Origin of the sequence: Ihubacter massiliensis, assembly GCF_024125305.1 — a bacterium.
Classification (GTDB): Bacteria; Bacillota; Clostridia; order Peptostreptococcales; family Anaerovoracaceae; genus Hominibacterium; species Hominibacterium faecale.
Map to the genome: position 1 here is coordinate 3,577,731 of NZ_JAMXVH010000001.1, position 18,258 is coordinate 3,595,988.

The 18,258-nt window shown below is 45.7% G+C and carries 13 protein-coding genes and 1 tRNA gene; 11 read left to right on the forward strand and 3 right to left on the reverse strand.

All coding sequences use genetic code 11. The annotated features are described in order from the left end of the window. The first annotated feature begins 706 nt into the window (after positions 1 to 706). Both NIA71_RS16410 and NIA71_RS16415 read left to right on the forward strand, forming a co-directional pair. Positions 707 to 961, forward strand: a complete 255-nt coding sequence (locus NIA71_RS16410; RefSeq protein ID WP_253020983.1) for a hypothetical protein — start codon at positions 707 to 709, stop codon at positions 959 to 961. Between the two features lie 79 nt (positions 962 to 1,040). Then, positions 1,041 to 1,116: transfer RNA gene (locus tag NIA71_RS16415), tRNA-Lys, on the forward strand. Between the two features lie 590 nt (positions 1,117 to 1,706). On the opposite strand, the gene NIA71_RS16420 is transcribed toward NIA71_RS16415, so the two are convergent. Then, the gene (locus NIA71_RS16420) at positions 1,707 to 2,645 is read right to left on the reverse strand and encodes a DMT family transporter (protein ID WP_253020984.1); all 939 of its coding nucleotides are present in this window, start codon (positions 2,643 to 2,645) and stop codon (positions 1,707 to 1,709) included. Between the two features lie 149 nt (positions 2,646 to 2,794). Between NIA71_RS16420 and NIA71_RS16425 the strand changes: the two genes are divergently transcribed. Beyond that, complete coding sequence (locus NIA71_RS16425) at positions 2,795 to 3,598, forward strand: MerR family transcriptional regulator (protein ID WP_253020985.1); 804 nt, start codon at positions 2,795 to 2,797, stop codon at positions 3,596 to 3,598. Here NIA71_RS16425 and NIA71_RS16430 read toward each other — a convergent pair. Together NIA71_RS16430 and NIA71_RS16435 are read right to left on the reverse strand one after the other, a co-directional pair. After that, positions 3,593 to 4,495, reverse strand: a complete 903-nt coding sequence (locus tag NIA71_RS16430) for a DMT family transporter (protein ID WP_148397545.1) — start codon at positions 4,493 to 4,495, stop codon at positions 3,593 to 3,595. The two genes, NIA71_RS16425 and NIA71_RS16430, sit on opposite strands and share 6 nt — an antisense overlap. Before the next feature lie 361 nt (positions 4,496 to 4,856). Next, positions 4,857 to 5,789 carry an NlpC/P60 family protein gene (locus NIA71_RS16435; protein WP_253020986.1) on the reverse strand — a complete coding sequence of 311 codons (933 nt, stop codon included), beginning with the start codon at positions 5,787 to 5,789 and terminating at the stop codon, positions 4,857 to 4,859. A 295-nt stretch (positions 5,790 to 6,084) separates the two neighbouring features. On the opposite strand from NIA71_RS16435, the gene NIA71_RS16440 reads away from it, so the two are divergent. From NIA71_RS16440 to putP, 8 genes are all read left to right on the forward strand, one after another. After that, entirely contained in the window at positions 6,085 to 6,450 is a 366-nt protein-coding gene (locus tag NIA71_RS16440; RefSeq protein WP_253020987.1) for a hypothetical protein, read from the forward strand. Between the two features lie 269 nt (positions 6,451 to 6,719). Beyond that, entirely contained in the window at positions 6,720 to 6,884 is a 165-nt protein-coding gene (locus tag NIA71_RS16445; RefSeq protein ID WP_253020988.1) for a hypothetical protein, read from the forward strand. Between the two features lie 209 nt (positions 6,885 to 7,093). Beyond that, positions 7,094 to 7,651, forward strand: a complete 558-nt coding sequence (locus NIA71_RS16450) for a hypothetical protein (protein ID WP_148397543.1) — start codon at positions 7,094 to 7,096, stop codon at positions 7,649 to 7,651. Between the two features lie 18 nt (positions 7,652 to 7,669). Next, positions 7,670 to 10,507: a zinc ribbon domain-containing protein gene (locus NIA71_RS16455; RefSeq protein WP_253020989.1), complete on the forward strand. Its 2,838-nt coding sequence runs from the start codon at positions 7,670 to 7,672 to the stop codon at positions 10,505 to 10,507. A 38-nt stretch (positions 10,508 to 10,545) separates the two neighbouring features. After that, positions 10,546 to 13,428, forward strand: coding sequence for a UPF0182 family protein (locus NIA71_RS16460; RefSeq protein WP_148397541.1), 2,883 nt, complete (start codon positions 10,546 to 10,548; stop codon positions 13,426 to 13,428). A 117-nt stretch (positions 13,429 to 13,545) separates the two neighbouring features. Next, the gene (locus NIA71_RS16465) at positions 13,546 to 15,462 is read left to right on the forward strand and encodes a glutamine synthetase (RefSeq protein ID WP_253020990.1); all 1,917 of its coding nucleotides are present in this window, start codon (positions 13,546 to 13,548) and stop codon (positions 15,460 to 15,462) included. 9 nt (positions 15,463 to 15,471) lie between these two features. After that, positions 15,472 to 16,746 carry a serine--tRNA ligase gene (gene serS, locus NIA71_RS16470; RefSeq protein WP_148397539.1) on the forward strand — a complete coding sequence of 425 codons (1,275 nt, stop codon included), beginning with the start codon at positions 15,472 to 15,474 and terminating at the stop codon, positions 16,744 to 16,746. A 21-nt stretch (positions 16,747 to 16,767) separates the two neighbouring features. Further along, the gene (gene putP / locus NIA71_RS16475) at positions 16,768 to 18,234 is read left to right on the forward strand and encodes a sodium/proline symporter PutP (protein ID WP_367177921.1); all 1,467 of its coding nucleotides are present in this window, start codon (positions 16,768 to 16,770) and stop codon (positions 18,232 to 18,234) included. Positions 18,235 to 18,258 lie beyond the last annotated feature (24 nt).

Below are 18,258 nucleotides of genomic sequence, written 5' to 3' on the forward strand. Positions count from 1 at the left end.
TTTATTTATCACGTAAAAGGAGCAGCGTTTTCTAAACATGTAATGTCGATAGGCGTATACCTTGCAAGCTACGGCGCAGCAAGATTCGCTGATTTTACCCGATGCACCTATTTTTTGTCCCTGATGGGACGATTTTTAGTTTTTTTGTCAATTCCTATTCGATATGGGCAAATACTATAGCAATGTCCATATTAAGATTACAAATTTTACCTCTTAAACAACGAATTTTCAGTCACGGTAAGATTCAGTATTTTTTACCTTGCGACAATGCCGTCCCGATGGTAAAAATACCACAAGGTTTTTGGCAAGACAAAAAATTTTTAAAAAATATCAGAAAATTCTTGCAATGTTAAAAAAGTGATGCTATAATACAAACAAGAAAAGCAAAGAAAGAGAAGGAAATCTAAGATGGAACTCTCTACTAGCTTTTGAAATAAATAAGTTGAAGTCAAAAGGCTTTAATCAAAGAAAGAGGGTGAGTCCACCAGAAATGCAAACTGAGTCAACAAAAAGATAATACCGATTGCAAAACCAAGTGACACGCCTTTCGATGCTGGCCGGGCGGCCAAAGGCAGAAAAAGGAATTTTGGTAAAGTGAAAACTTTAGGAACCGAAGTCAGAGGAAATATGAGTTGTAAGTCGCCGGAGCGGGAGCGTAGCGGTAGACAAAGATTCCGAAGTACGGAGGTGTAAAGACGGAAACTTTATGGGGAGTAAAGGTGGGAGAGGAAGTAGCGATCGGTATTATCTTACGTTTTATGAAAAATCCATACCTATGGTTTATTTTTTTGCACAAAAACAACATGTTCCGGTATACAGCAATATTTTTATGCTCTGGGCAAGGTGTCCTTTTAAAAAAGGGAAGATATCAAGTGTCATTGTAAATAGCTTATTTGCATTAAGAGCAGGCCAGATAAAATTATTGATAATTAATAAAAAAATACTTGCAATAGAGATTTGAATATTGTATAATCAATTTTGCAAGTTTGAAAAACAGACATGCTTATAGTTGAAAAAGATTGAAATCTAAAGGATTATATGCACCATTAGCTCAGCTGGCAGAGCACCTGACTCTTAATCAGGGTGTCCAGGGTTCGAACCCCTGATGGTGTACCACAAAGTATACGAAAACCACTGAAATTTCAGTGGTTTTTAGCATTTTCAGACCTCTTTAAGGTGTAAAATAGACCATACGGGCTGTAAATAAAAAAAGACTCTAGGCCCCTAACAAGGATAATGTGTACCCAAAAAAAGTAGAGAGGCGAAAGGGCCGGTGAACGAAGAAGTAGGATTGAAGGGGAGATAATGGCAAGAAAACATTGCACAAGAGAACTCAGACTAAAGCTGCGTTAGAAGTGACCTAACCTGAGAATAAAGGAATAGAGCGCATCATCGCAGTGAAATATGTGGTTAAGCCATGGACGGTGAAAAAATGGAAAGCCCGTTGGGGTGCTGTCCTTCTACAGAGATAATTTGGCTATTAAGACAGGACGACAGGCCGCGCAGCGGGTTGTGTAAACCCCTGATGGCACTCCACACCATGAAATTCTAATGGTGCGGAGTAAAACCCGGTCCGTTTTCGAAGATGAAGGCACGTATAGCTGGCAATGATACTGCGGATGATCGTTTTAGATAAAAAAGCCTGAATGAAGCAGGTATTACATGTTGCCTTTTTCCCGAAACAGCTAGCAGAACTGAAAGCTCGGTCACTGTTTTTTCGGTTTGCTGCTGCTAATTTCTTTTGCGCCGACCTTCGGCCTGTCAGCCAGGGCAACTATGGTAATCGATGCTATGATTACAGCTCCGCCCAGCAACTGCATCGTGTTTAATAACGTCCCAAATAAAATCCATGTGACAATAACCGCTGTGAAAGGCAGCAGGTTCATCATAATGGCGGTTGTTGTTACTGCCAACCTTCCGACCCCATAAAGATAGAAAAGCTGACTGATTCCGATAAGAAGGACAGCCGCCGCCATAATGAGGATTAACTGGATTGGAGTGAGCTGCAGAACGTGCTCCGGATGATAGAGCAAGAAAAGCGGCAGATCGATCAATGCTCCCGCTGTAAAAAAACCGGTCGTCATTGCCAAGATGGAATACTTGTTATTTAACGGTTTGGCGACAATCGTATAACCAACCCAGCAGCAGGCAGCAATGAGCACCAGAATGATCCCCAAGAGACTGCCGCTGAAATCGCCTTCTTCTGCGCCCATAAGAATCACGGCCACACCAGCAATGGACGCCAGAACGCCAAGCAATTTTACTTTTGTAATTTTATTTTTATATACGATGGCATCTCCGATCATTCCAAAGAGAGGGACAGTTGCAAACAACAGCGACGAAAGAGAGGCTCCCGTAAGCGTAATCCCGATGGCTTCGATGATATAATAGAGCCCGGATCCAAGAGCGCCGCCAATCAGAAATCTTGGTATGTCTTCCTTTTGAAAAGGCAGCTTCTTTTCTTTGATCTTAAGTACAATCAGAAATAAAATAGCGATCAGCGCAAGTCTCAAGAACACCAGACTCACCGAGTCTATGTATGCGGAAATATATTCAATAAAGACAAAATCCAATCCGCCTGCCACCGGTAAAACCGTAGCCGCCAATACTGGCTTTATTTTTTTGTCCGTTGTTTGTAAATCCATCTTCTCTCCTCCTGAATTAAGTTTTGAATTCTATGTTCTCATGGTAAACCTTAAACTTACTTGAATGTCAATGGTTATTTTGATAGAATTTCCTTATAACAAAACGACCGTTCCTTTATTGTAACTCCGATAAGAAAAAGGTGGACAAGATGCCAGATCAAAAGGAAAATAGCAAAGCATTCCTTAAAAACATAAAAGATATCGCAAAGCTCTTCAATGTACCCAAGTCCGCGTTACGCTATTGGGAGAAGAAAGGATTAATTTCCCTGGAAAGAAATAAGGAAAACGATTACCGAGTCTATTCCAAGAAATCAATTTCTGAAATACAGGATTTGCTCATGTACCGTTCTCTCGGTCTGTCCCTCAAGGACATTTGCCGAATTAACCAAGCGTCCGTAGACGATAACATCGATATGATTGCCAAAAGGCGCAGTGTGCTGGAAAAGGAAATGGAAAAGCTGTCGAATACGATGAGCAAGCTGGATTACAGGATTGAACGATCCAATGAATATAAGGCGCTGCAAAATGCCCCATTTCAGCCATGCAAGCCCGATCCCTTCATTCTTTTGCCCTGGAGTTTTGAAAATTCCATCATGGAATTATACGTAAGCAGTATAAATACGTTTTGTATGATCAATGTCTATGAGCCTCCTTACGATCGGTGTCTGGAGGGTATCGCTCTACCCCTTGATCACGCGGATCAGATACCGGAAGGGGTAGCGCCCCTTTGGGCACTGAAACAGCCAGAAAATCAGTACTTATCGTTTCTCTTTCGAACGGAGTACGCCTTCCCGTGGGAGCATAATCTGAAAGAGGATCTAAAAGGGCTGCATGAACTTGGTAATACGACGGGCGTTGTGATTAGCAAGTTCCTGACAGCCGGGTCCGAAAACGGCATTAAATACGATTACTATAAAGCCATGGTTGAGATTATCGGACCGGTTTCTTTATAAGTCTGATGACTTCTTCCTGGTAATGCTGCTGATGACGATCGCGGCAACAATGAGAATTCCCCCGATAACCTGAACGACTTTCAGCTGCTCGTGCAAAAACAGGCAGCCCAATATGGTTGCGGAAACAGATTCTAAGGGGAATATGACGCCTGCCTGATTGGCCGAAGCATATTTCACGCCTATGGTAAACAAAAGCTGCGTAATAAATGTTCCGCAGATGATTAAATATAAAAACTCCAACAGAATGGACGGCGTCATAACGATGCGCGGCGGCACTTCCATAATCACTGCAAAGATGACAGCGATGACAAACGTAAATAAGAACTGACAGCCTGTGATAAATTCTACAGATGTTTTTTTCGTGTAATAATCCGCCGCCACGATGGCACCTCCATAGCCGACGGCGCTGAGCAGCGATAAAAGTTCGCCGGTGCCGATTGACAGACTCCCTGTGGAAAAACCGGTTACGGACATGATACTTACGCCTAAAATTCCCACGAAAGCGCTGACAAAAACTTTACTGGGTGGCCGCTTTTTTTCGATGCACCATACCATAAATGGAACCAGCACAACATATGCAGAAGAGATAAACGCGTTAATTCCGGCGTTGATCATCTTCAATCCCATGATCTGAAGCGCAAAGGCCAGGCCGAACAAACTCCCGCAGACGGCTCCCCGTCTCCAATCCTGCCGGGTGGCCCTGGCAAACTGCTTCCGCCATATAACGAGGGCCAGAACAGACGTGAAGAACGTTCGGATAGCATTGCTCCAATTTGGTTCGATCAAGTTCAAAACATCTTTTGCAACTACATATTCGCCGCCCCACAGGAGTGCTGCAATGATTAGGCTTAAAACCCCGGCCGGGGCCCCATATTTCTGAATAAATTTTTCTAACAAACCTTTCAGCCTCTTTCCATCAATCCAATATTCTTACCTATCATGTTAGCGTATCCTGTAACTGTAATGTCAAGAAGATTTTAAAAATTTCGTAAATTACAATACAAAGATGGGACGATGACAATACGACGACATCAACTACAACCACCACATCGGATGGGGATACATTGGATAATGCCGATTCGGTCCAGACCGGTGCCGATGTCAATCTCAGCTTGTAGGGGAATGCTTATTGCCATGACGATCGGGATGACCATAATCTTCAGCAGCAAAAAAGCGCTTAAGCAAAAATAAAACGTAAAAACCAGAATGCCAGTATTACAACAAGTATGCTGGTTTTATTCTTCCTGAATACATGTCGTTAATTAAACACTCGTTTTACCCCTTTAATTCTGCTCCGGCGGCCGTTCTTAATCGGCCGGATCACTACTTTGTTAGGCCAGGATTCGATTACCTTTCCGCCGCCCAGATAAATGGCAATGTGGTTGATTGCTCCGCTGGGACCTTGGTAAAAGATCAAATCGCCCCGCTTCTTTTTCGTATAAGACACGGTCTTTAACTTTTTGTTCTTCCAGATATTTCGCGATTCAAATTCGTACCCCGGCTTGGAATGCCTTACACAACTGACCGGATAAGGATCGATGCCGGACGCGTACAGCGCCTGCATGATCAGGCCTGAACAATCCGCACCCTGGCGGGGTTTTCCCGAAGCTCCTACCACGTAGTTTGAGCCCAGATATTTCTTGGCGGTACTGATCATCGCGTCGATATGGTCCTTTTTCGTGCTGGAAGGGTCTACTATGATCGGTGAAACATAGGCTCCCAGGTTGTACCAGGAACTTTCCGAAAAACCCATCATTAACCACGTAGCTTTATTAACGACGCCGGTTGCCTTTAATTTTTTTCGCTTTTGAAAGGCTTTGACTTTCCGTTTTGTTTGAGCAGTGTAGCGAGGCCAATATTTATTCCCAATATGAAAATAACGATTGACCTTCTGGACTTTCAGCCCCATATATCCCACCTTTAAATTGTAGCCGCCGGAATGCTTTAACTTTATTTTATCCTGGATTTGAATATATTTTGAAGGATTTTGATAATACCTTTGAGTCTTTATGGTTATACTGCTGCTAGTGAAAGCCGCTGCTTGGTCGCTTTCCGGAACCACAAAACGCCATGCGGATGAGGGAACCTTCCACCAATCATTGGGAAAAACGGCGGTGAGGGCAGCGCTGCTTGAGTCAGGCAGCTGAAAGTTTTTTTTCGTGAGCCACTGTCCGTTTTGGTATAACTGCAATTCGAGGGTTCTTCCATAAGCCGGGGTTACAGTAATATTTTGGAAAATTGTCTGCCGTGATTTTTTTGTGAATTTTTGAAAAATTCCACTAACGGAAGTATCCGCTTTGACTACGATTACATGGATAACGGGAAGTGCAGCAGATGGGTTTGAATGAAATTGAGCGGGAAACGTTGGTGTGAATGTATAATTACCTGCCCGATCGGCGCTGAAGCTCGGCTTTGAGTTCCAGTCCGCATTGACGGCTACAAAATCAGAGTTATTTTCAAAGCGGACCCGGAGTTCTTTCGGCAGATTGGGTGATTTTCCGGAGCCAATTTTAATAGTTTGCCGAGATGTGTTGGATGGCAAACTATCAAGTTCTGCAATGATTTTTTGTCCGGAGCTTTGGGCGTCTGATGGTGCTGCAGTTGGCTCTGCGCTGCTTTGCCCAAAGACAAGGACTGAGAATGAGGAGCAAAGTACGACAACAGCTAATACCGTGCAAGTGGTTCGAAAAAATTTCAACATGATGTACCTTCCTTTTATTATATTGAATACGGGTCTATTTGCCAAAACGAATGATACCATTTTTTATTCTTCTGGTAAACTGAAGAAGCGGGAAAAGCGCTTTTACAAGCTGCGGATATGGGCGGTTTCATATGTAAATGGATATTATTAATAGTTCTTGCGGCTGCAGTTCACCGGCACTTTACCCAGTTCCGGCTGGATCAATCGTTGAAAAAAGTGTAAATTCCGCAAAAAAAATTTTGGCTTTTTCCGGCAGCCGACTTTCTTTTTTCGGTCACTTTCTTAGTGAATGACCTGCCTTCATTCCTTCCACTGCAAATCAATCAAAGCCAAAAAACACATGCGTATAAAAATTCCTCATTTTTCCGCACATACAAAATGCACGGTCGGAACAAAATAATAAACGAGGAGGGATGAGAAATGAAAAACAACCAAAACAACAACAACCAGAACAACAACAACCAGAACAACAACAACCAGAACAACAACCAGAACAGAAGCGAAAGAAGTGAAAGGAACGAAAAAAATTCACAGAACAATCGTTTCAACAACGAAAAGAACCAGAACAACAGATCTGAGTACTAATTCTTACGGCAAAAAGAGCAGGATGTCTCTCCTAATTATTGGAGCGGGGGTACCCGCTCTTTTTGCGTATGGAATTTCCTGAAGCTTTCTGTACTGTTGTGTTTGCTATTGTTTTAACTTTGTAGTATAATATTAAAAGTTATAATCTCGGTGAAGTACGCCAAGACAAATAGAAAGGCCGGGATATCTTAAAAATAGGAGATTTTAGCATGACGACAATAGCTTTGCCGATACTTGCAGTAGTAGCTGTCGTGATCCTGCTGATTCTAGTGATCACTCTGATCCTATGGCGGAAACAATCCGCTGCGCAGCTCACGGCTCTGGAAAATATCGAAAAGCGTCTGACTACAGTGGAAAAGGCTTTAACCATCAGAATCAGGCAGGAAGCAGCGGCAGTGTCACGGCAGAACACGGCCAGCATTCAAACAGGACAAGTGCAAGAGACGGAACCGATACAAAAAGAAAACGTGAATCCGGAACCGCCGCCGGCAGAAAAACACGGCGAATATACAGCGGAGGAGGATAAGGGACCGGAGAAAAAACAACATGAACCAATAAACGCTCCGGAAGAATCCTCTCACGAGCCAGAAACGATACAGACCGCTAATATTCCGAACATAGAGGCCACAGAAAAAGCTGAGCCCGACGTTCAGCTGACAGATACTTTGGACAAGGGCAGCGAAACGCCCGCAACGTCAATTTATAATATTGGAAAAAGCGGAAAAATCTATACAAAGGAAGAACTTGAATTACTTATTAAAGAGTAACAAGCAGAGGAGGAACTTATGTATTGTAGAAATTGTGGACAAAAATTGGCAGACGGGGATAAGTTTTGCAGTTCCTGTGGAGAAAAAACAATTTTAGCAAGCGAAAACGATAAACCGGAGAATCTGGCTGCGGACGCAGAGGAGAAAACTTCGCACGCACAGGCTGAAGGGCAGCCGGAAGAAAAGGCTCCTTTGTTTGAACCATTTGACTTTAAGTCACTCGATCTTGGAATAGACCTTGGGCTGGACGACTCTGCAGGAAAATCCAAAGAATCCGGGTCCGTGACACCGCCGGTTGAGGATTTTGATTGGAATATACATACATTCCCGGGACAACGAGTGGAAAAGACAGAAGAAATTGATTTTAACTGGTCGATGAGTCCTGAAGAATTGGAGGCGGCACAGCATAGAAGCGCGCCTGCGCAGACGCACACGGCTGAAACAAAACCAGCAGGAGAAATAGTGCAGGAAACGATTAACTCGGCAGACGCCAAACCACAGCCTGCATCCGAAACCATAAAACAGCCGGATGAAGGGCAAAAACCTCAGGCAGCGTCCAGCCTGGAAGAAGAACTCTTCGGAGGGCTGGACAGCAAGGCTGACGAAGCTAGAAAACAATCCGAGCAAATCGACAAATTTTTTACTTTTAATAAAAAGAACGAAGAGTTTCAGAAACTTTTAGATCGGGAGTATGAAAAGATAAAATCCGGGAATATACTCTCTGAGGAAATGAACACAGCGGCGGCCGCATCGGAAGAAAAATTTGCTTCAAGAAAGCCGGAAGACCCAATGGAAGAACTTTTTGCTGCCGAAGGGGTCGTAAAAAGCTACGAACCGAAACCAGTAGAAACCGATGTGCTGGACCGCATTGAGGCAGCAGAAGCAGAAAAAAAAGCCAGGGAAGAAGCGGCCAGAATCATAGAAGAAGAAAAAGCCAAGGCCAGAGAAGAAGAGGCGGCCAAAGCCAAAGCAGAGGCTGAAGCTCTTGCAAAGGCGCAGGCAGCGGAAGAGGCCGCACGGCTGAGACTGGAAGAGGAAGCTAAGCGGGCTGCGGATGCAAGAGCGGCGCAGGAAGCTGCCGAACGCGAAAAAGAACGAGCAGCAGCTAGAGAAGATACAGAAGCAGCGATGAAAGCAGAAGCAGAAAAAGCCAGAATCGAGCAAGAAGAAGCAGAAGCCAAATTAGCTCAGGAAGCGGCAAGACTGCGGGCAGAGGCGGAAGCCAGAGCCAAAGCAGAAGCAGAAGCTAAGGCAAAAGCCGAGGCAGAGGCCAAAGCAGCCGCAGAAGCTAGAGCCAAAGCAGAGGCGCAAGCCAAGGCTCGGGAAGAAGCAATTGCGCGGGCAAAGGCGGAAGAAGAAGCCAAGGCTGCTGCGGCTAAAGCTGCGGAAGAAGATCCGCTCAACCATATTTCTGAAATGGTGCGGGCAAGAGAGACCTTCTTTGGTCAACAATCCCTTGAGGATGCGCTGAAAGAAAACGAGCCGCTGCAAGAGGAACAGCCGATTCCAGAAAAGACAAAAGCCGTTGATAAAGCCGCCATTCTCGCAGGAATGGCAACTGCCTCTGAGATGGTACAGCGGGACCGGCAAGCAGCAGCAGCCGAAGCCGCGGCCAAGGTAGCGCCGCAGGAAGAGATACCAGTTGAAGATTTTGCATCTGAACCAGTGGATATGCCTGATTTTCTGGGACACTTTGAGGAAGAGCCGGCAGCATCTGTGCCAGCTGCAGATACGATTGAAGAAATTGATATTCTCGACGAACTCCAAGATCTTTCCGTCGAAGCGGAGCCGGCTCGTTCGGCAGAAGAACTGGAAGAAATCCCGGCAGAGCTTTTCTCCTTTGATGATCTGATGGGGGAAGAACCGCAGGATCCGGCTCCGGATGAACCTGCTGCGGAAGCAAAACCAGTATCGGACGAGACTCTGATTATGTCAGAAGAATCCGTTGCCGATATTTTAAATAATCAAACAGAACCAGCTCAACAGCCGATGGATGCGACCATGGTCTTCCCGTCCGATTACAGCCCGGCGGAAGACATTAGCGAAGCCATTGAACAGACTGGAATTGCGGACCATATGGAATTTGAAGATGAAGAAGATGAGGATGAAGAAGAAAAGGGCGGAAAAGGCAGAGTGGTTCTTAAAGTCTTCCTGGTAATCCTGATCATCCTGCTGGCAATCGAAATTGCCGGCGTTGTGATTAAGCTGACTGCGCCAAACAGCGGTGCTGCCAAGTTCATCGACAGCCAGCTCAACAAGGTGATCCATCTCTTCACCGGAAACGATGCTGAATATACCTTTGCCATGGAGAAGGAAGATATTCGTGAGGAGCCGATGGAAGACAAGACGACGTTAATTCAGGCTGAAATGGGCAAAAATAAGGATGGAAACATCGCGGCTATCGAATACAACGCGGATTTAAAATTTGATCCGGACAAAAAATATGAGAATCAAGATTTGAACCTGACCCAAAAGCTGGCTGATGTTACCTGGTACAAAGACGCTGAAAACAAACAAGTGTATTACGACCAGGCTATCGTTGGAGCGATCATTGCATATGACTCGCAAAAGGTAAACCTGATCAATAATAATGACACTAGTGTTCTCAATTTAATGCAGCAAGGAACGGATCTTTATAAAGAGGTCAAACAGCTGGGCAAAAAAGGCATGAAAGAGACTTTCAAGACGCTAAAAATTGGAGAAATCAGACAAGCGGGCAGCTCCTACTTTGTCTGGGTATCCGAAAAAGTGTCTGATACGCAAAACGGAAGCAAGCAAAATTCCACAACAAAGCGAATCTATGAACTGCAGCCGGATAACGAGATCATGAAAGTGGTAGCCAGCTATGAAATTTAACCTTTATATATGTAGTATCACAAAAGGGAGGAATTGATTTGAAAAAGAAGAAACTGGGCTTAAAAGGATTAATCATCGTAATTCTTTTGCTCATCGTATTGTTCCTGAGTCTTATTGGGTTTATAACAGACTTTTTATGGTTCAGAGAACTGGGGTATGTAAGCGTATTTCTCAAAAAGCTGATTACTCAGCTGGAAATCGGAATACCTACATTTATCGTCATCACATTCTTGGCGTATGTCTACCTGAAATTCCTCAAACGAGGATATTTCAAAAAGGTGGAATCTAATGAGGAGACAAACCATAAGAGGCTGAATCTCATATCATGGGGAATGGCAATCGTCTTCGCCGTACTGGTCACCTTTGTTTCTGTGACCCAGCTGTGGTTTGAAATTCTAAAATTCGCCAATAGCACAGGATTTGATATTTCCGATCCTTTATTCAATCTGGACGTATCGTTCTATGTATTTAAGCTGGCATTCATTAAGGAGCTTAACCAGATTTTAATCGGTGTAATTATAGCCTTTGCCATATTGACGCTGCTTTATTACGCTGTGCTCCTGTCGGTTCGGACGCCTCAAATGTTTGAGGAAAAAGAAGAACCTTTTGAAGAAGAACCCTTCACCGGTCCGCATGACGGACCTAGAACCGGATTTGACAATGTAACCGACATGTTCGGCAAATTCGGGGAAGCCTTTACCGGCAAGAAAAGCGGCATGAACCGTGCTCCAAGACGGAAAAAGCAGTTCGATGACAAGAACTTTATGCACCTGATCAGCATTGCCGAAAAGCAGTTGATTATTGTGGGGATTTTGTTCTTTGTTATGGTTGCAATTAACTTTTTCCTGAAGCAGTTCGATCTGCTTTATGGACATACGGGAACGGTCTACGGCGCCGGATTCAGAGATGTCAACATTACCCTTTGGGTATACCGTATCCTTATGGTCCTTTCCGTGGTAGCAGCTATTGCTTTTGCCATTGGCATTTCCAAGAGAAAATTTAAGACAGCTGTGGTTGTACCGGTCATTATGATTGTAGTAGGGCTGGTTGGCGCAGGCGCAGGTACCTTGATCCAGAATTTGGTCGTATCGCCTGATGAAATCAACAAAGAAAGCAAATACTTGGAACGTAATATTGAATATACCAGATACGCATATGATTTGGGGGAAGTGACGGTCAAACCCTTTGCGGCCAACAATGACCTGAGCAGCGAAGACATCGCTAACAATGCGGAGACGATTTCCAACATCCGTATCAATGATTATGAACCAGCGGAAAAATTCTACAATCAAACACAAAGTATCAGACAATACTACACCTTTAATGATGTCGATGTGGACCGCTATATGGTTAATGGTGAATATACTCAGACATTCCAGTCAGCCAGAGAAATTGATGAAGAAAAGATCAGCGATACATGGCTGAACAAGCATCTGAAATACACCCACGGATACGGACTTACTCTTTCCAGAGTTGACAAGGTAACTTCCAGCGGCCAGCCGGATATGCTGATTGACAGTATCCCGCCGATTTCCGATGTACAGGAAATTCAGATCAAACGACCGGAGATCTATTTCGGAGAAAAAACAGATAATTATATCTTAGTAAATACCAACGAAGAAGAGTTCGACTATCCGGACGGAGACAACAATAAATACGCCACATACGAAGGTGATGCCGGAATCAAACTCAATATGCTGAATAAAATGATGTTCTCAATCCGCGAGCGCAGCCTCAAGCTGCTGGTGTCCAGCAACATTGACAGCGACTCAAGGATCGTCATCAACCGCAACATCGAGGAACGAGTTCAGAAGATCATGCCATACTTGGAATACGACAGCGATCCATATATCGTGACAGCTGACGGAAACCTTTACTGGATGATCGATGCGTACACGACCAGTACCAGATATCCGTATTCCGAACCGTTCGATGAGACGAACAACACCAATTATATCCGGAACTCGGTTAAAGTTGTTATCGATGCATACAATGGAACAACCAATTACTACCTGGTTGATGATACGGATCCGATTGCCAATACCTTCAAAGAGATTTATCCCAAGCTCTTCAAGGATTTTGAAGAAATGCCGGAATCTCTCCAGGCGCATATTCGTTATCCGAATGTACTCTTTAACATTCAGGCCAACGTGTACAAAAAGTACCACATGACCGATGTGAAGGTATTCTACCAGAAAGAGGATATGTGGGATGTGGCCGATGAAATTTACGGCACAAAAGAAACCGCGATGACGCCGAACTACTATATCATGAAGCTGCCGGGAGAAAAGAGCGCCGAATTCGTTAACTCGATCCCGTATACGCCGAAAGATAAGAAGAATATGACCGGTCTTCTGGTGGCACGAAATGATGGAGAAAACTACGGACAACTGGTTCTCTATCAGCTGCCGAAGAGCAAGATTATTTACGGGCCAATGCAAATCGAAGCGCAGATCGACCAGAATACAGAGATTTCTAAGGAATTCTCCCTGTGGGATTCTGCCGGATCCAACTACAGCAGAGGAAATATGTTCGTCATTCCGATCGAAGATTCCCTGCTCTATGTAGAACCGGTTTACCTGGAGGCGAAAAATTCCAGTATTCCGGAAGTCAAGCGTGTTATTGTCGCTTACGGCGACCAGATCGCATATGAAAGCACGCTGGCAGATGCGCTCAATTCCCTGTTCGGTGAAGGAAGCGCCAAGGAAAGCCCGGGCAGCGGCGATGCCGAGGCACAGGAGGGACAAAAGACCGACGATGCACTGAGCCAGGCAGAACTGGCAGCCAAGGCGCAGGAAGCGTTCACCAATGCGGAGAAAGCGCAGAAAGACGGCGACTGGGCCAAATACGGCCAGTACCTGGATGAACTGCAGAAGTATCTGAATCTGTTGGCACCGCCAGCAAAAGAAGCTGAAGAATAAAACTTCAGAATCATTTAGAATAAGTAAGGGTTTTAGGGGACATTCTTTTTGCAGATTTTGTAAAGAGGATGTCCTAGCCTGTTTGAGAACCATAAATTTGAAAGGAGTATTGTTTACATGTTTGATTTCGACTTGGATAAGATGCTGTTTACCATACCGGCGGAAAACCATTCGCCGGAGGAAATTACCAGCCTTCTTCGGGCCCATCCCGAAGTTCGCTTCGTTTCACTGGTAGGTCTGGACATCGGAGGTCATGATACAGATGAAAAGATCCCGGTAAATCTCTTTATCGAGGATATGGATAAATTTCTTAACTCCGGCGTGCAGACGGACGGATCCAGCGTAGTCCTGCCGAAGATCGCAGAATTAAATAACGCAAAAGTGGATATCATTCCAGATACAGAGGTAAACTGGTATGTGGACCATAATTTTAAACATGTGGACAGAGAAACCGGGCTCCCCATAGGAACCCTGCGTATTCCTTCTTTTCTAATCCACAACGATGTGGCGGAGGTAGGCTCGAGGGTAATTCTGCGGGATGCCATTATCAACTTTAAAAAAGAGCTCTTACAAATTATTAAGGAAAATCCTTATATCTTCGATCACCTGGACATAGACGGCGTGGATCAGATCGAAAAGCTGGAGATCACAGCGGCCACAGAGTTGGAGTTTTGGGTAAAAACCCCGGATGACGAAGCGGACCGTGAGCAGCTGTCAACGGCGCAGATTCTAAAAGAACAGTATTGGAAGAGAACCATTGGCCCGGTGCGGACGGCTTTGGAAGAAGTGATGCTGGTTCTGGATAAATACGGCGTTGAGATGGAGATGGGCCATAAAGAGGTCGGCGGGGTAAAAGCCAAAATTGGAAACTCGGGAAATTATGACCATGTAATGGAACAGCTGGAAATCGACTGGAAGTTTTCCACAGCCATTCAGGCTGCGGATAATGAAAATCATATCAAATACGTGGTGCGAGATATTTTCCGTATGCACGGGCTGGAAGTGACCTTTATGGCCAAGCCCATGGAAGGCGTGGCCGGAAGCGGAGAGCATACCCATATGGGGCTTGCCGCCAAATTGAAAGACGGCCGCAGGATAAATCTGTTTTCGGCAAAGGACATGAAAGAGGAATTCCTCAGCCCCATCGGTTTCGGCGCGCTGATGGGAATTCTCAAGAACTACGAAGTGGTAAACCCCTTTGTCAGCGCTACAAACGATGCCTTTAACCGCCTCAAGCCCGGATACGAAGCGCCTGTCTGTGTGGTTACCTCTTTGGGCCACGGCGTGGAAATGCCCTCCAGAAACCGGACCGTTCTCGTGGGACTGGTCCGGGATGTGGACAATCCGCTGGCAACACGCTTTGAACTGAGAGCGCCCAACCCCAAGAGCAACACCTATCTGATCCTGGCATCGTCTTATATGGCTATGTTGGATGGGATCAAGGCGGCTCTGGAAGGGGAAAAAACGCCTAAAGAGCTGGAAGCGTCCATCTCCAAAGAGTACGGACAGGAAGATTTTTATCTGGAAAAAGACCGGCTTTACAGAAGCGAGCTGGATGTGTTTGAAGAATATACGGAGCAGGAGCGGAATGAACTCTTCGGCCGGGTGCCGCGGACAGTTTGGGAAAACATCTGCGCTTTTGAAGATCATCCACAGAAGCTGAAAGTATTCCAGAGGGATGATGTCATGACGCCGATCACGCTGGACTCTTACAAAGAAGCGATCGTTGCCCAGTGGGCGACTGAGCTCCACAACCGGATTGTTCCCAACACCATGGATTTGATCCGCCACTGTGTCAAATGTCATGATGAGGGTGACTGCGTAGACTACGATGTGGTCTACTGGGAAAAAATCAATACGATTCGCAACTTGCTGGGAAGAGATAAACTCAATGAACAGTGCCTGCTCACAAGAATCGTCCGGGCGCTGGATAAGCGGGACTTTGAAACGGCTTCCAACCTGCAGATCGAAATGCAGGAAAAGGTAAAAGAACTAACGGATTTGTACATAATATATAAGAAAAATTTATTTTAGGAGTGAGCCATGTTAGATATCAGAAGAATTAGAGAAGATTTTGAAAATGTAAAAAAAGCCGTCGAATCCAGAGGACAGGGTGATTTCGGGATCGATCAGGTGCTGGAATACGATAAAAAAAGGCGGGAAACGCTGGCAAAAGTGGAACAGATGAAGAACCAGCAAAGCACTGCTTCCAAACAAATTCCAAAGATGAAAAAGGCCGGCGAAGATCCAAGCGAGCTGATGAAGGAGCTGAAGGTTCTTTCAGAAGAAATTAAAGCGCTGGACGGGGAAGTCAGCGATGTGGAAGAAAAGCTGAGAAACGCCCTTCTCAACATTCCCAACACCCCATACAAAGACGTACAGGTGGGCGCCGATGACAGCGACAATGTGGAGCTGCGCAAGTGGGGCGAGCCGAGGAAGTTTGACTTTGAAGAAAAAGCCCACTGGGATGTGGGCCAGGATCTGGATATCCTGGATTTTGAGCGGGCAGCGAAAATCTCTGGTACCAGATTTACCGTTTACAAAGGATTGGGTGCCAGACTGGAACGTTCCGTCATCAACTTCATGCTGGATCTTCATACAAGAGAACACGGTTTCACGGAGATTCTGCCTCCTTTTATGGTCAATCGGGACGCGATGACAGGAACCGGCCAACTCCCCAAGTTTGAAGATGACATGTTCCATGTGCCGGCTAAAGACTTTTTCTTGATTCCTACAGCAGAGGTGCCGGTAACCAATCTGAGAATGAATGAAATCCTCAGCTATGACGAACTGCCGGTTTACTATACCGCATATACGCCCTGTTTCAGAAAAGAAGCGGGTTCCGCGGGCAGAGACACCAGAGGTCTGATCCGCCAACATCAGTTTAATAAAGTAGAGCTGGTAAAATTCGTTCATCCTGATGAATCCTACAAAGAGCTGGAGCTTTTAACAAATGCAGCGGAAGAAGTTCTGCAAAAGCTGAATATTCCTTATAGAGTTGTGCGGCTTTCTACGGGCGACCTGGGATTTTCTTCGGCAATGACCTACGATATCGAAGTATGGATGCCGAGCTATGGCAGATATGTAGAAATTTCCTCCTGCAGTAACTTTGAAAGCTACCAGGCGAGAAGAGGAAACATCCGTTTCCGTCCCCAGGAAAAGGGCAAGCCGGAATTCGTTCATACCCTCAACGGATCGGGTTTGGCAGTAGGCAGAACGGTTGCGGCGATTCTGGAAAATTATCAGCAGGCCGACGGTTCGGTTGTGATTCCAGAGGCGCTTATATCCTATATGGGCGTAGACAAGATTACCAAATAAAGGAGCGATATTTTGAGTACAGTGATTATCGCCGCCATTTTCATCCTTTACCTGGGCGTAATGGTGGCAATCGGAATAAAACATTACAGCAAGACAGACAGCTTATCAGAGTATATTTTGGGCGGGCGTAAACTAGGCAGCTGGGTAACGGCCATGTCCGCCCAGGCATCGGATATGAGCGGATGGCTATTGATCGGCCTTCCGGGAACCGCCTATGTGATTTACACGGGGACCTCGGAAGCCATCTGGACCGCCATCGGCCTGTTCATCGGTACATATCTCAACTGGCTCTTTGTAGCCAAACGGCTGAGAAAATACACACAGGTGGCGGGAAACGCCATTACTATACCCGACTTTTTTGAAAACCGGTTCCGGGATCATAAGCATATCCTGCGGATCGTTTCCGGCGTGTGCATCGTTATCTTCTTTCTGGTCTACACGTCCTCCCAGTTCGCGGCCGGCGGCAAGCTGTTCAACACCATTTTTGGAATGGACTATACCATCGGCTTGATCGTATGCGCGGTGATCATCTTAGCATATACGGCTTTGGGCGGGTTTACTGCTGTGTGCTGGACCGACACCATTCAGGGAACCATCATGTTCTTCGCGCTGATTATTGTGCCCATCATCGCCGTAATCTCCATGGGCGGGATCGACGACGTATCCTTGCGTCTGGCCCAGCTGACACCCGAATCGCTGGGATTTTTTCCGCAGATCGACGGACGAATCAACGGATTGCTTTTAGCCTCTGCCCTGGGCTGGGGATTGGGTTACTTCGGACAGCCCCACATCTTAGTACGGTTTATGGCCATCGAAAGCCCGGATATGATTCACAAATCCAGGGTGATCGCCATGATCTGGGTTGGAATTACGCTGGCTGCAGCCATTATTATCGGCATCGTAGGCAAAGCGTTCATGCCCGGTCTGGAGGACGGAGAAACGATCTATATGTCCATGATCAATACTATGTTTAACCCGGTCATCGCAGGCATTTTATTAATTGCGATTCTGGCTGCGATCATGAGTACGGCCAGCTCTCAGCTGCTGGTATCAGCATCATCGGTTTCGCGGGATCTCTATGCCACCATCTTTAAAAAAGATACGGAAGGCCCTTCCATTGTTTGGGCCAGCAGACTGACGGTAGTCATCATTTCTGTAATCGCCATCGTCATTGCCATCGATCCGGACAGTTCCGTCTTCGGTTTGGTTTCCTGTGCGTGGGGAGGGTTCGGCTCGGCTTTCGGACCGCTGATTCTCTTTGCCCTTTTCTGGAGAAGAATGACCTTGCCGGGCGCCATCGCCGGTATGATTACAGGCGGAGTGGTGGATCTTTTGTGGTACAACCTGGAAGGCGGCATCTTTGATATTTATGAAATCATTCCTGGATTTATCGCCTCCGCGGCGGTGATCGTGATCGTCAGCCTCTGCAGCAAGTTGCCGCCTGAGATCGCAGAAGAGTTTGACTCGGTAAAAACAACCAAATTTTAGTACAGCAAGGGAGAGTTGATTGAA

Coding starts and splice junctions, on each gene's coding strand:
- NIA71_RS16410 (WP_253020983.1), top strand. CDS start 707: ATGGGGAGTAAAGGTGGGAGAGGAAGTAGCGATCGGTATTATCTTACG.
- NIA71_RS16420 (WP_253020984.1), bottom strand. CDS start 2,645: ATGGATTTACAAACAACGGACAAAAAAATAAAGCCAGTATTGGCGGCT.
- NIA71_RS16425 (WP_253020985.1), top strand. CDS start 2,795: ATGCCAGATCAAAAGGAAAATAGCAAAGCATTCCTTAAAAACATAAAA.
- NIA71_RS16445 (WP_253020988.1), top strand. CDS start 6,720: ATGAAAAACAACCAAAACAACAACAACCAGAACAACAACAACCAGAAC.
- NIA71_RS16450 (WP_148397543.1), top strand. CDS start 7,094: ATGACGACAATAGCTTTGCCGATACTTGCAGTAGTAGCTGTCGTGATC.
- NIA71_RS16455 (WP_253020989.1), top strand. CDS start 7,670: ATGTATTGTAGAAATTGTGGACAAAAATTGGCAGACGGGGATAAGTTT.
- NIA71_RS16465 (WP_253020990.1), top strand. CDS start 13,546: ATGTTTGATTTCGACTTGGATAAGATGCTGTTTACCATACCGGCGGAA.
- serS (WP_148397539.1), top strand. CDS start 15,472: ATGTTAGATATCAGAAGAATTAGAGAAGATTTTGAAAATGTAAAAAAA.